General features: G+C 58.8%; 10 protein-coding genes and 1 tRNA gene. 6 read left to right on the top strand and 5 right to left on the bottom strand.

Annotated elements, in window-relative coordinates:
- Positions 1-74 precede the first annotated feature (74 nt).
- From rpoD to FSO04_RS00685, 4 genes are all read left to right on the top strand, one after another.
- The gene (gene rpoD, locus FSO04_RS00700) at positions 75-2,465 is read left to right on the top strand and encodes an RNA polymerase sigma factor RpoD (RefSeq protein ID WP_154557899.1); all 2,391 of its coding nucleotides are present in this window, start codon (positions 75-77) and stop codon (positions 2,463-2,465) included.
- A gap of 152 nt (positions 2,466-2,617) precedes the next feature.
- Positions 2,618-2,705, top strand: a tRNA-Ile gene (locus tag FSO04_RS00695).
- A 954-nt stretch (positions 2,706-3,659) separates the two neighbouring features.
- Positions 3,660-4,802 carry a porin gene (locus FSO04_RS00690; RefSeq protein ID WP_154557898.1) on the top strand — a complete coding sequence of 381 codons (1,143 nt, stop codon included), beginning with the start codon at positions 3,660-3,662 and terminating at the stop codon, positions 4,800-4,802.
- 358 nt (positions 4,803-5,160) lie between these two features.
- The gene (locus FSO04_RS00685) at positions 5,161-5,514 is read left to right on the top strand and encodes a transposase (RefSeq protein WP_154557897.1); all 354 of its coding nucleotides are present in this window, start codon (positions 5,161-5,163) and stop codon (positions 5,512-5,514) included.
- 122 nt (positions 5,515-5,636) lie between these two features.
- On the opposite strand, the gene FSO04_RS00680 is transcribed toward FSO04_RS00685, so the two are convergent.
- A complete protein-coding gene (locus FSO04_RS00680; RefSeq protein ID WP_154557896.1) occupies positions 5,637-7,196 on the bottom strand; it encodes a methyl-accepting chemotaxis protein in 1,560 nt (519 codons plus the stop codon).
- Positions 7,197-7,454: 258 nt separating this feature from the next.
- The gene (locus FSO04_RS00675) at positions 7,455-8,201 is read right to left on the bottom strand and encodes a Crp/Fnr family transcriptional regulator (protein WP_154557895.1); all 747 of its coding nucleotides are present in this window, start codon (positions 8,199-8,201) and stop codon (positions 7,455-7,457) included.
- Positions 8,202-8,359: 158 nt separating this feature from the next.
- Here FSO04_RS00675 and FSO04_RS00670 point away from each other — a divergent pair, with 158 nt between their 5' ends.
- Positions 8,360-9,991 (top strand): acyl-CoA synthetase, encoded by a 1,632-nt coding sequence (locus tag FSO04_RS00670; protein WP_154557894.1) that lies wholly within the window; start codon positions 8,360-8,362, stop codon positions 9,989-9,991.
- A 93-nt stretch (positions 9,992-10,084) separates the two neighbouring features.
- On the opposite strand, the gene FSO04_RS00665 is transcribed toward FSO04_RS00670, so the two are convergent.
- From FSO04_RS00665 to FSO04_RS00655, 3 genes are all read right to left on the bottom strand, one after another.
- Positions 10,085-10,309, bottom strand: coding sequence for a hypothetical protein (locus FSO04_RS00665; RefSeq protein WP_093635010.1), 225 nt, complete (start codon positions 10,307-10,309; stop codon positions 10,085-10,087).
- A 285-nt stretch (positions 10,310-10,594) separates the two neighbouring features.
- Positions 10,595-10,798, bottom strand: a complete 204-nt coding sequence (locus tag FSO04_RS00660) for a cold-shock protein (RefSeq protein ID WP_007178877.1) — start codon at positions 10,796-10,798, stop codon at positions 10,595-10,597.
- A 294-nt stretch (positions 10,799-11,092) separates the two neighbouring features.
- The gene (locus FSO04_RS00655; RefSeq protein ID WP_093635011.1) at positions 11,093-11,728 is read right to left on the bottom strand and encodes a LysE family translocator; all 636 of its coding nucleotides are present in this window, start codon (positions 11,726-11,728) and stop codon (positions 11,093-11,095) included.
- Between the two features lie 460 nt (positions 11,729-12,188).
- On the opposite strand from FSO04_RS00655, the gene FSO04_RS00650 reads away from it, so the two are divergent.
- A complete protein-coding gene (locus tag FSO04_RS00650) occupies positions 12,189-12,452 on the top strand; it encodes an H-NS family nucleoid-associated regulatory protein (RefSeq protein WP_054034930.1) in 264 nt (87 codons plus the stop codon).
- Positions 12,453-12,572: the final 120 nt, after the last annotated feature.

Here is a 12,572-nt window from a genome sequence, read left to right as displayed (position 1 = left end):
AGTGCTATAATAAAAAGTTTCTAGCGGTTTGTTTTTTCAATGGTTTTCCTAGCAAAGGCGAAAAGGCGATTGCGATGGCAAAGACACCAGGCGGGAAAAAAGCAACGGGCACAGGTTCGAATGAGCCGACCAGAAAGGTCACCGAGGCCAAGTTAGCTTCTTCCCCCAGAAAAGCGTCTGCCGCAAGCGTCACACCTGCTGCCGGGAAGAAATCCTCGACCACTTCCGCTGCGCGAGCGGAGCCGGTCAGGGCGGCGAAAGCTGTACCACCACCGGCCGCAAAACGGCCGGGTGTCAGAAGCGCAAGGGAAGCGCCTGCCGCGCAGGACGATGCGGTAGAGCGTGAGACTCCAGTATCCACGGTTCAACCGGCTGTTGTCCAACAGCCGCGAGTCGAGACTACAGCCGGTACGACGAACTCCATGACGAAAAAGCTGAACGAAACACCCGTCGATGACGACGCAACCCAAAGCGAAGAAACCCCTGCTGCCGTTCCCGGCAAGGTGGAAAAGGTCAAGGCTCGCGATCGTCGTGCAAAGGAAAAAGCACTGCTGAAGGACGCGTTTGCGTCGTCGCAGCCGGGCACCGTCGAGGAACTCGAAGAGCGCCGCGCCAAACTGCGCGCGTTGATCAAGCTCGGCAAGGAGCGCGGCTTCCTCACGTACGCGGAAATCAACGACCACCTCCCGGACAACTTCACCGAGACCGAGGCGATCGAAGGCATCATCAGCACGTTCAACGACATGGGCGTGGCTGTGTACGAGCAGGCGCCGGATGCTGAAACGCTGCTGCTGAACGACAACGCACCCGCTGCTTCGTCAGACGACGAAGTGGAAGAGGAAGCGGAAGTCGCGCTCTCCACCGTCGACTCCGAATTCGGCCGCACAACGGACCCGGTCCGCATGTACATGCGTGAAATGGGTACGGTCGAACTGCTGACGCGTGAAGGCGAAATCGAAATCGCCAAGCGGATCGAAGACGGCCTCAAGCACATGGTGATGGCGATCTCCGCGTGCCCGACCACGATCGCCGACATTCTGGCGATGGCCGAGCGCGTCGCGAACGAGGAAATCCGCATCGACGAACTGGTCGACGGCCTGATCGACGCCAACGCGGAAGATGCAGACGGCTTCTCGGCGCAGGAAGCGGAAGCGATCGAAAGCGAAGACGAGGAAGCCGAGGAAGAGGAATCGGACGACGAGGAAGAAGACGACGGCGCGGCGCAAGCCACGGCCAACGCAGCGCAGATGGAAGCGCTCAAGCGTGCGTCCCTCGAGAAGTTCGCCATGATCAGCGAATGGTTCGACAAGATGCGTCGTGCGTTCGAGAAGGAAGGCTACAAGTCCAAGTCGTATCTGAAGGCGCAGGAAACGATCCAGAACGAGCTGATGACGATCCGCTTTACCGCGCGTACCGTTGAGCGTCTGTGCGACACGTTGCGTGCGCAAGTGGACGAAGTGCGTCAGGTCGAGCGTCAGATTCTGCATACGGTGGTCGATAAGTGCGGCATGCCGCGTGCGGAATTTATCGCGCGTTTCCCGGGCAGCGAAACGGATCTCGAATGGGCTGACAAGATCGTCGGTGAAGGTCACGCGTATAGCGCGATCCTCACGCGTAACATTCCGGCCATTCGCGAACAGCAGCAACGTCTGCTGGACCTGCAGGCGCGCGTCGTACTGCCGTTGAAGGACCTGAAGGAAACCAACCGCCAGATGGCGGCGGGCGAACTGAAAGCGCGTCAGGCAAAGCGTGAAATGACCGAGGCGAACTTGCGTCTCGTGATCTCGATCGCGAAGAAGTACACGAACCGTGGTTTGCAGTTTCTCGACCTGATTCAGGAAGGCAACATCGGCCTGATGAAGGCGGTGGACAAGTTCGAATATCGTCGCGGCTACAAGTTCTCCACGTATGCAACATGGTGGATCCGTCAGGCCATTACGCGTTCGATTGCTGACCAGGCGCGTACGATCCGGATTCCGGTTCACATGATCGAAACGATCAACAAGATGAACCGCATCTCGCGTCAGATCTTGCAGGAAACCGGTCTCGAGCCGGATCCGGCAACGCTGGCCGAGAAGATGGAAATGCCGGAAGACAAGATCCGCAAGATCATGAAGATCGCGAAGGAGCCGATCTCGATGGAAACGCCGATCGGTGACGACGACGATTCGCATCTGGGCGACTTTATCGAAGATACGAACACGGTTGCGCCGGCCGACGCCGCTCTGCATGCCAGCATGCGCGACGTCGTGAAGGACGTGCTCGACTCGCTGACGCCGCGCGAAGCCAAGGTGCTGCGCATGCGTTTCGGTATCGAAATGAGCACCGATCACACGCTCGAAGAAGTCGGCAAGCAGTTCGACGTGACGCGTGAGCGGATCCGTCAGATCGAAGCAAAGGCGCTGCGCAAACTGCGTCACCCGAGCCGTTCGGACAAGCTGAAGTCGTTCCTCGAAGGGAATTGATCGAAGTAGGCGGTCGTGCGAAATGATGTAGCGGTTTGAAGGGGTCTTCCGGTTGTTTCGCTTGGGCGAAGCGGTTGCGAAGGCCCCTTTTTCGTGTAGTATGTCGGCCAATCAACGAATTGGCCCGGCCTTCATGACCGGGTCTTTTTCTTGGGCCGGACGCCGTGCTGGTTGCAGGCAGCGGACTCATAATCCGCCTCCGAAAGGACACCGTCGGTTCGACTCCGACCCGGCCCACCATAGATGTAAAGAAGGGTTCCGAGTTTTCGGAACCCTTTTTGTTTTGTGGTGAGAGTCCAATATCAGATGCGGCAATATGCCGCTTATTAAGCGTCGCGTGTTCCCGCGCAATATCACGCTTCACTTTCGAGAAGAGATCGGCGAACCTGGCGCCAGCGTGCGCCGACTCTTAAGGCCTAACCGGTTCCACTGCGGGCCATATGGACCGGCGACCGGGAGGTAAGGAAAACTCCGTGTAAAAAAGTGCACGGCTGTGCCGTTAAATGAATACGGAAGGCTGTTCGATGTATGTCGTCCGCTTTCAGCACGGGCTCTTGTCACACGACGGCTGGCGCCGCGCAGTTCACCTCCGGGCAATGCCCGTGCTGAAGGCTTCACCTCGCCTGACTCCACTTCGCCACGCCGCTCGACAATTCGCGACCCGCTTTAATCACAGCTAATGCAGATACCCGTTCCTCGGAGTATTCGGTGTTAAATCGCCGACTGCATTAAATCAATTAAGTTCCCGCTTTTCCAAAATAAATTTACACCGCATCGATTTAGGCCTATCGCAATTGCCTGATTTCCGAGCAATCAGATGTCTCTCATTTTTCAAACGTTCCGACCCGATTACGTCACGCATATTAAATGCTGTTGCATTCACACAACTTTAATATTGAGATGTTGCGGATAACTTTTGTCCAGAGCAGGCGTACATTCATCCACATTTTGCGATAAGCGTATGAAAGATAAAGACTTAATGCATATCTCGATTTGATTGTTGCGGATTCTGAAAAATCCTGTTGCGTAAATTGCGGGCGTCGCTACTAGGGTCTCCACCTACACTCACGCTTCGTTTCAAGGGTGCCCAGCTGATCCGAAACGGGTCGGCGAACAGGGCGGCAGCGAATGATGCATGCGCTGCTGAGGCAGGTCCCGCTCCCCGCGTAAATTTATCGAACTGGAGTCCCACGCATGAAAAAGAGTCTCATCGTCGTTGCGGTTGCCGCATCGTTTGCTTCCGTCGCTCACGCACAAAGCAGCGTGACCCTGTATGGTCTGCTGGACGCAGGCTTGACGTACACCAGCAACGTCAACCACAACGCAAAGTGGGCAGCAGGTAGCGGCGGCATCAACCAAAGCATGTTCGGTCTGCGTGGTTCGGAAGATCTGGGCGGCGGTCTGAAGGCAATCTTCACGTTGGAAAGCGGCTTCAATATCAACAACGGCAAGTTCGCTAACAACAACGGCATGTTCAACCGTCAAGCGTTTGTCGGTCTGTCGAGCGCGCAATTCGGTACGGTCACGCTGGGTCGTCAATACGACGCGGCACAAGACTACCTGGCACCGCTGACCGCAACGGGCAGCTGGGGCGGCACGTACTTCGCGCACCCGTTCAACAACGACAACCTGAACACGAACGGCGGCTTCGCAGTCAACAACTCGATCAAGTACTCGAGCGCTAACTACGCTGGCTTCACGTTCGGCGGCACGTACGGCTTCTCGAACCAGGCTGGCGCATTCGCAAACAACCGCGAATACAGCGTGGGTGCTGCATACCAGTGGCAAGGCCTGCACCTGGGCGCTGCTTACGCACAGCAGAACAACCCGGGCGCAAGGAACGCAGCAGGCACGGCAAGCAACGGCGGAGCTTCGGACGGTTCGATCCTGGGCCTCACCGGTAACTTCCGTCAGCGTGAATTCGGCGCAGCAGGTTCGTACTCGTTCGGCCCGGCTACCGTCGGTCTGGCATGGACGCAATCGCGTATCGACAACGTCGCTGGCGCACAACAATCGCTGCGCGCCAACAACTACGAAGTCAACGGCAAGTACAACGTGACCCCGGCTCTGGGCCTGGGCGTTGCTTACACGTTCACCGACGGCAAGGGCTACGGCGTTGCTGCAAACGGTGGTTCGGAGTCGGTTCGCTACCACCAGATCGGCCTGCAAGCTGACTACTCGCTGTCGCGTCGTACGGACGTCTACGCACAAGCCGTGTACCAGCACGCAATGGGCGACGGCGGTGTTGCTTCGATCTACAGCGGCGACGTGACGCAACTGCCGTCGTCGTCGAAGAACCAGACGGCCGCTACGGTCGGTCTGCGTCACCGCTTCTAAGCTTCAGCAGAAGAAGCTAGTTGTTGCAGAAAAGGTGCCGTTCGCGGCACCTTTTTTTATGGGCGCGCCACTTTGGTGGTCGGCACCCGGCGTGAATGCCGGATGCCGTGGTGCGCCATTCAAGGGCGGGACGCGCAGGCTTGCTACGCGCCGGGCGCGCCGATGATAGGCCACCACCTCCGCCGCGCCATTAATCCATTGGCGCAATAACGTATGGCGATTTCTAACAATTGTGCACACGAGTCTGACAATAATTGACTTTCGCGACAGCGCGCTTGGGGTAGTCTGAAACGATTGAGTTATAGACATTTTTCGCGGCGACGCTAGCACGTGTGCTGCAGGTGCGCGTTCTTACTGCATGGATACTCCCGCTTCAAACCCGCTGGCTCGTTCGCCAGCCATTCAGGATCTCACCGACGAGCAATGGCATCTCATCGTGCCGCTCCTGCCTGAAATGAAAGATCACGGACCTCGGCGTGGCCGTCCCAGCATCGACATCCGTTGCGTGGTGAACAGCGTGCTGTGGGTGCTGCACACTGGCAAGCCATGGCACGCAATGCCCGACCGCTATGCGCCTTATCAGACCGCGCATCGCTATTATTTGCGCTGGAAGAATTCAGGGGTGCTGGCCAATATCGCCTTTGCCTTGTTCGATACCGATGCCATGCTGACGCGGCCTATCACTCGCAGGGGCTATCCGCGCCCAGCGTAGCAGGCTCAGAACCGTTTCGGAATAACAAGCAGAAAGGCCGTCATCCGGTTACCGGATGACGGCCTTTTCAATCGCATGCTTTGGCCTGCTGCATGAAGGTGCTGATCGAAGGCACCGCTCAATCACGCATGCTGTTCGACCTTGAACACTGCAACCGCATTTCGCAGACGTTCGGTCTGCTCGTCGAGTGAACCGGCTGCAGCCGCTGCCTGTTCGACTAGCGCAGCATTGCGCTGCGTCACATCGTCCATCTGGCGGATCGCGAGATTGACTTCGCCGATACCCGAACTCTGTTCTTTCGAGGCCGCCGAGATCTCGTTCATGATCGCCGTCACGCGGCGCACGGCGTCGACCACCTCGCTGATCGTGCTGCCGGCTTTGCCTGCCAGCGTCGAGCCTTCGCCGACCTGCGCGACGGACTGATGGATCAGCACCTTGATCTCTTTGGCTGCCGTCGCGCTGCGCTGCGCGAGATTGCGCACTTCGCCCGCAACGACCGCGAAGCCGCGGCCTTCTTCACCGGCGCGCGCCGCTTCCACCGCTGCGTTCAGCGCGAGGATATTGGTCTGGAAGGCGATGCCTTCGATCACGCTGATGATCTCGCCGATCTTGCGCGAACTATCGGTGATGCCGGCCATTTTCTCGACCACGTCATTGACGACCTCGCCGCCACGCGCGGCAATGTTCGATGCATCCGCCGCGAGTTCTGACGCGGTCGCCGCATTGTCGGCGTTCTGCGTGACGGTCTTGGTGAGTTCGTCCATGCTGGCGGCAGTCTGCTGCAACGATGCGGCCTGTTCTTCGGTACGGCTCGACAGATCCAGGTTGCCCGCGGCGATCTCTTTCGAGGCGATCGTGATCGTTTCGGCGGACGTCTTGATCCGCGCGACGGTCGCAGCCAGTTGATTGCGCATCTCGCGCAGCGAGAACAACAGGCTCGACGCGTCGTCGCGCCGTAGGTCGATGTGAGTGGCGAGGTCGCCGCGCGCGATCTGCATGGCAATCGCCGCTGCCGTGGAAGGCTCTCCGCCGATCGAACGCGATACGTTGCGCACCACCCGCGAAGCCACGAACGACACCAGCACACCCAGCAGCACCAGCATGCCGGCCGAGCGCGCGAGGGTCGCGTAGAACTGCGCCTGGATGTCATCCATATAGGCGCCGGCGATAAAGTCCCAGTTCCACGGGCCGAAGCGCTTCACATAGCCGATCTTTTCGCTCGGCGCCGTCTCGCCGGGTTTCGGCCACCAGTAGCGCAGATAGCCTGCGCCGCTCGCCGAGCCGCCTGCCTGCGCGATGTCGTGATACAGCGCATTGCCTTTGGCGTCTCGGAAGCTGCTCATATCCTTGCCGTTCAGCTTCGGACTCATCGGATGAGCGACCATTACCGAATCGCTCCGCACGATCGTCACGTAGCCCGATGTGCCGTAGCGTTGCGCAGTGATGCGGGCGATGGCCTGCTGTTTGGCCTCATCGACCGGGAGCTTGCCCGCGTCGGCCTGCTTCGCGTAGTCCGCGACGAGCGACACCGCCATGTCGGTGACGTCGGCCAGATCCGCGCGCCGTGCGTCCATTTGAGCGTTTCGTGCATCGAACGCATTCACAACGGTCACGATCAGAAGCGCCGCCCAGCAAAGCAGTATCGGCACCCACAATTTCTGTTTTAGTGTCAGACGGTTCATTATCGGTTTCGACAATACGTTGAACTCGGAATAGGGAGGGGCTGCAATCTGCGTTGCATAGCCGGCATAACGGCTATTGCTGTGGATTCTTTATTCCGGCGTCCGAAATTGCCGCCTGAAACGTGAATTTCCGGCCCGAGGCGACCGATGAAATACGGGAAACGTCGAGGAAAATCGGGGAAAAAGGAGCCAAAACCCGTAGAAAATCGCGGGAAACCGCGGCGAGCTGCAAGAGGCAGCCGGGCGCACGCGCTTACCCTAGATCTGTTCTTGACCAAACGCGCACAGGCGTTCGAGGTCCAGCACGTCGATCTGGTTGTACGAGAGGCGCAAAATCTGCAGCCTTTCGAGGTTTTGCAGTGCCTGGTTGATCCGTTGCCGCGACACGCCTGCCAGCAGGCCGACTTCTTCCTGCGAAATGGCCAGCGTGCGACCGGTATCGGGGTAGAGGTCCGGATTGAACAGTTGCGCGAGCGACTGGGCGACGCGCGCGTCGACATCCAGCAGACGGCTATTCTGGATCGACGCGATGAATTCGCCCATGCGGTTGTTCAACTGCCGGATCACAAAACCGGTGAACGGTAGGCTCGATTCGAGCAGCGCATGGAACGTCTCCGACGGCACGAACATCACGAGCGAAGGCTGAATGGCGGCCACGTCGTATTTGCGCAATTCGCGCTTGATCACGCTGCCTTCGCCGAACCAGCCGCCGGGTGGCACGCCGGAGAGCGTGCAACTGCGTCCCGAGGCGTTGTAGATGGCGAGTTTGATGAGGCCGGAATGGACGCCGATCCAGTAGTCTGACGGCTCCTGGCGGCGCGCGATCCAAGCTCCCCCTTCCAGCCGCTCCGCGTGCGCGCTGGCAAGCACGATGGCTTGGTGCTCGGCGGCGAGCGCCCTGAACCATGCGCAGGTGCCGAAAAGCCGCGGCAGATCGGCGCGCGGGACCCGTTCAGGCCGGTGCGGGTGGGAGTCTGCGACGACGGTAAACGGTGCGTCTTCCATAAGCGGCGAGCGGGGTGTAGGCGGGTGAAGTCGGTTGAATAGAACCAGGGCGCGTCACTCTGTCATTTGAATGACAGACAGTTCACCATGACAATTGCTAGGCTAGCTCATCAATCAGAAAAATCGACGGCGCGGCCAGCGCCTCAGGAGACAAAGCGATGACACACATGTTCGAAGAAGGCCTCCAGCGGCGCGAGGCCAATTATGTCCCGCTGACGCCCATCGATTTCATCGTACGCGCAGCGGAAGTCTACGGTGAGCGGCTGGCGGTCGTCCATGGGGAGATTCGCCGTAACTGGCGCGAAACCTACGAGCGCGCGCGGCGTCTGGCCAGCGCGCTGCAGCAGGCCGGTATAGAACGCGGCGACACGGTTGCCGCTTTGCTGCCGAATATTCCTCCGATGATAGAAGCGCATTTCGGCGTGCCGATGGCCGGCGCCGTGCTCAATACGCTGAATACGCGGCTCGACGTATCGTCGCTGCTGTTCATGTTGCGTCATGGCGAGGCGAAGGCCTTGATCGTCGATACGGAGTACAGCGAATTGGCGCACCGCGCCGCGCTGGAATTCCCGGAGTTGCGCGTGATCAGCGTGGCCGATGCGATGCCCGCCGACGCCAGCAAGTTTATCCGCGCAACCGACTACGAAGCCTTCCTGCAAACCGGCGACCCCGAGTTCGCCTGGACCTTGCCCGCCGACGAGTGGGACGCTATGGCGTTGAACTACACCTCGGGCACGACGGGCGACCCTAAAGGCGTGGTCTACCACCATCGCGGCGCGTATCTGAATGCGCTCAGCAATATCCTCGAATGGGATATGCCCAAGCATGCGGTCTACCTTTGGACCTTGCCGCTCTTTCACTGCAACGGCTGGTGTTTCCCATGGACCGTTGCCGCGCGTGCCGGCGTCAACGTCTGTCTACGCAAATTCGACGCGAAGACGGTGTTTGACCTGATCCGCCGCGAAGGCATCACGCATTATTGCGGCGCACCGATCGTGCAAAGCGCGCTCGCGAATGCGCCCGCCGAATGGCGTGAGGGCATCACGCATCGCGTGTCGACGATGGTGGCGGGCGCGGCCCCCGCACCGGCGGTGATCGCGAAGATGAAGGAGATCGGCTTCGATCTGACGCATGTGTATGGACTCACCGAAACCTACGGCCCGGCCGCGGTCTGCGCAAAACAGGAAGAATGGGACACGCTCGACGACAACGCGCGCGCCGAAATGAACGCGCGGCAAGGTGTGCGTTATCACTTGCAGGCGGCCGTTACGGTACTCGATCCGGACACGCTCGCGCCCGTGCCTGACGACGGCGAAACGCTCGGCGAGATCATGTTCCGCGGCAATATCTGCATGAAGGGGTACCTGAAGAACGAGCGCGCCACGGAAGCGACCTTCCGCGGCGGCTGGTTCCATACCGGGGATCTCGGCGTGCGGATGCCTGACGGCTACATCCGTATCCGTGATCGCAGCAAGGACATCATCATTTCGGGCGGCGAGAACATCTCGAGCATCGAGGTCGAAGACACGCTGTACCGTCACCCTGCGGTGTCGGTTGCCGCCGTGGTGGCGATGGCCGATCCGAAGTGGGGTGAGGTACCCTGCGCGTTCGTCGAACTCAAGGAGGGCGCTCAGGTGAGCGCAGAAGAGATCATCGCGCACTGCCGGCTATTTCTTGCGGGATACAAGCTGCCAAAGGCGGTGCGTTTCGGCGAATTGCCGAAGACGTCGACGGGAAAAATTCAGAAGTTCGAACTGCGCGCGCGGATCAAGGCGGAACAAACCGAATAGATCGCGCGCGAGGGTCTAGCGCACCGAATGGCGCGCTATGGGTGCTGAGCGATGCAAGCGCGGGATTCCGCGCGCATCAGTTTCGACAAGCGCTTAACCGCGCGTGTCGACCCAACGTCGTGCCCAGCGTGCCGAGTGCTGCAGTGCCTGTTCTTCGTTCGGGAAGTAATCGAGCGAATAGAACTGGTAGCGCCCTTCGGTACGCGCGCTGTTAGCGCGTTCGAGCAACAGGTTGGATGAGAAGCTACCGTCGGGCAAACGATGTGCCGAGGGTTTGACGGCATAGCCGTTGTAATGATGAATATGTTTGTTTTGCATTTTATATTTTAATAATGTTCGAGTGCGCGCCTGCCGTGCGAGCCGTTATACGGGTCACGCGGACGAGCCGATTCAAGCCATTGCGAGCCGAATCCAAACGCAGTCGGAAAGCTAAAAAGGGCGTTAAAGCCAGAGGGGAGAATGAGGTGCAACGAGGCGTTTGGCGCTTAGGCTAGCTGAACAATATATGCAGCTAAAAGCGATCGCGCCAACTGTGGGAGACAACGCTCCGCGAGGATGTCGCTGCAGCCCGATGTCCGTTGCCGGACACCGAGCCCTTCAAACTTACATCGGCTTGATGTTAGCCGCTTGCAGACCCTTCGGGCCTTGCTTCGTTTCGAAGCTCACCTTCTGATTTTCAGCCAGCGTCTTGAAGCCGTCGCCGCTGATTTCGGAGAAGTGCGCGAACAGGTCGTCGCCGCCCTTGTCCGGGGTGATGAAGCCAAAGCCTTTGCTGTCGTTGAACCACTTAACGGTACCGGTATCCATGAAGAATCCTTGAGGAAAAAATAGAAAAATTTGCTCTGTTGAGGAGCGCGTGAAGGGTCAAGGAGGGAGAGGACAACGAATACCGCTGAGGAGCGAGACATTGATGAACAGCAATCGAACTTCTTGAACTTCGGATGCCACAGTAACCGCCGGGCCATGTCAGCGTCAACACTTATCTTGTAACTGTTTTGTTATGGGCATCGTTTGTGCATGAGGGGCGTGTGGTCATGTGACCCTCGTTGCTTACTTGCCGTGTCGCGCGGCACGGCAAGTCACTCCAACTGGGTTTCGGTTTCAGATGCCCACTTTATGCGCTGTCAGGATCAGGCGTAATCCGAGCGCGGCAACTGCGCTTGCGGCGACGCGATCGATCCAGGCCTTCCACTGCAGATAGATTTCGCGCGGACGTTTGCTCGAAAAGCACAAGGCGACCACGGTGTACCAGCCGGCTTCAATGGCGAAGATCGCAGGGGGCAATGCAAAGTAGCACCACAGCGGCGGATGTTGCGGAAGCAAGGCCGCGAAGATACTGCCGTAGTAGACCGCTGTCTTCGGATTGCTGAGTTGTGTGCTCAAACCGATCCAGAAGGATTTGCGCACGTTGGTAGCGGCGGCTTGCGCCGCGTCGAACGCGAGCGGTTTGGCCGCACCGCGCCAGATCTTCGACGCAAGGTAGATCAGATAAAGGCCGCCGGCCACTTTCAAGCCGACGTACAGCCATTCCACTGTCGCCAGCAAGGTGTACAGGCCGAGCAAGGCGATACCGCTAAAGAACACGCCGCCGATGCCCATGCCGGCCGCCGTTGCAAGGCCGTCGCCGCGCGAGAGTCCGATTGCATTGCGTGCAACGATAACGAAGCTCGGTCCTGGGCTCATTGCACCGAGCAGCAGTGCGGCCAGGATTGTGACGATGGCGGTCGAGGCGGGCATTTTTGTGTGTCTCCTACAGGCGGCGATGCGGATCAGTGAACATAGCATGGGAGGGCGAGGTTTTGTTTTCGGTCAGCGCCAATAGAACCAATAAAGAACCAATAAGAATCGAAAAAGCCGGTAACGAACGCCAACCGAATGACAAAGAAAGCCCATCACCGCACGCAGCCAATCAGTTGCTGCAAGCAGCGGAAATTGGATGCTAGAATGCCCTCCCATACGCTAAAGCAGCCTTGGAGCACCAAGGCCGATCGGGCGCGATTCGAGCCGTTTGCCGACGAATTCCCCTAAATCCAGGATTTATTGGGCATGATTCCCGATGCGAGTTGTCGCGCATCAGGCGCGGCGTCGTGAGTTCGATTCGCACTCAACCCATCTGATTCACGCATAGGCTTCGCGTTGTTTAGCGAAGCCTTTGTTTTTCCAACGCGAGCACTATCAGCCGCGAAACCGGTACGTTATGAAAGAGCGAGAAGAACAACGGCTGTTCGACCTCGACGGGAATGCGCGTGAGCGCCTGATCGTGTGGATCCGCCGACGCATGGACGAATACGGCATTACGATTGAAGCGCTTGCTGATGCAATCGAGGCCGACAAAGCCGCAGTGCGGGCCGTGATGTATCGCGACGCCTACGGAAATACGTGGGACGGTCATGGCGAAAAGCCGGATTGGCTTGCGCGTGCAATCTACGCTGGACAGAACATCGACCATTTCCGCTGTTGAGCGGGGCCTCAGTTTCTTCTGCTAATCGTTTTCCTGCGTGGCTGCGCGATATCGCGTTGTGCCAATTGATTCGGCATCCAAAAAAAAGCCCGCGCGGGGCGGGCTTAACCTACTCGGAGT

Origin of the sequence: Paraburkholderia madseniana (assembly GCF_009690905.1) — a bacterium.
GTDB lineage: Bacteria > Pseudomonadota > Gammaproteobacteria > Burkholderiales > Burkholderiaceae > Paraburkholderia > Paraburkholderia madseniana.
The sequence above is the reverse complement of the archived record's forward strand: the minus strand, read 5'-3'. Positions and strand labels throughout refer to the sequence as shown.

What these genes read in the sequence shown, in the direction of transcription:
- rpoD (WP_154557899.1), top strand. Translation starts at nt 75, where the DNA reads ATGGCAAAGACACCAGGCGGGAAAAAAGCAACGGGCACAGGTTCGAAT.
- FSO04_RS00690 (WP_154557898.1), top strand. Translation starts at nt 3,660, where the DNA reads ATGAAAAAGAGTCTCATCGTCGTTGCGGTTGCCGCATCGTTTGCTTCC.
- FSO04_RS00685 (WP_154557897.1), top strand. Translation starts at nt 5,161, where the DNA reads ATGGATACTCCCGCTTCAAACCCGCTGGCTCGTTCGCCAGCCATTCAG.
- FSO04_RS00680 (WP_154557896.1), bottom strand. Translation starts at nt 7,196, where the DNA reads ATGAACCGTCTGACACTAAAACAGAAATTGTGGGTGCCGATACTGCTT.
- FSO04_RS00675 (WP_154557895.1), bottom strand. Translation starts at nt 8,201, where the DNA reads ATGGAAGACGCACCGTTTACCGTCGTCGCAGACTCCCACCCGCACCGG.
- FSO04_RS00670 (WP_154557894.1), top strand. Translation starts at nt 8,360, where the DNA reads ATGACACACATGTTCGAAGAAGGCCTCCAGCGGCGCGAGGCCAATTAT.
- FSO04_RS00665 (WP_093635010.1), bottom strand. Translation starts at nt 10,309, where the DNA reads ATGCAAAACAAACATATTCATCATTACAACGGCTATGCCGTCAAACCC.
- FSO04_RS00660 (WP_007178877.1), bottom strand. Translation starts at nt 10,798, where the DNA reads ATGGATACCGGTACCGTTAAGTGGTTCAACGACAGCAAAGGCTTTGGC.
- FSO04_RS00655 (WP_093635011.1), bottom strand. Translation starts at nt 11,728, where the DNA reads ATGCCCGCCTCGACCGCCATCGTCACAATCCTGGCCGCACTGCTGCTC.
- FSO04_RS00650 (WP_054034930.1), top strand. Translation starts at nt 12,189, where the DNA reads ATGAAAGAGCGAGAAGAACAACGGCTGTTCGACCTCGACGGGAATGCG.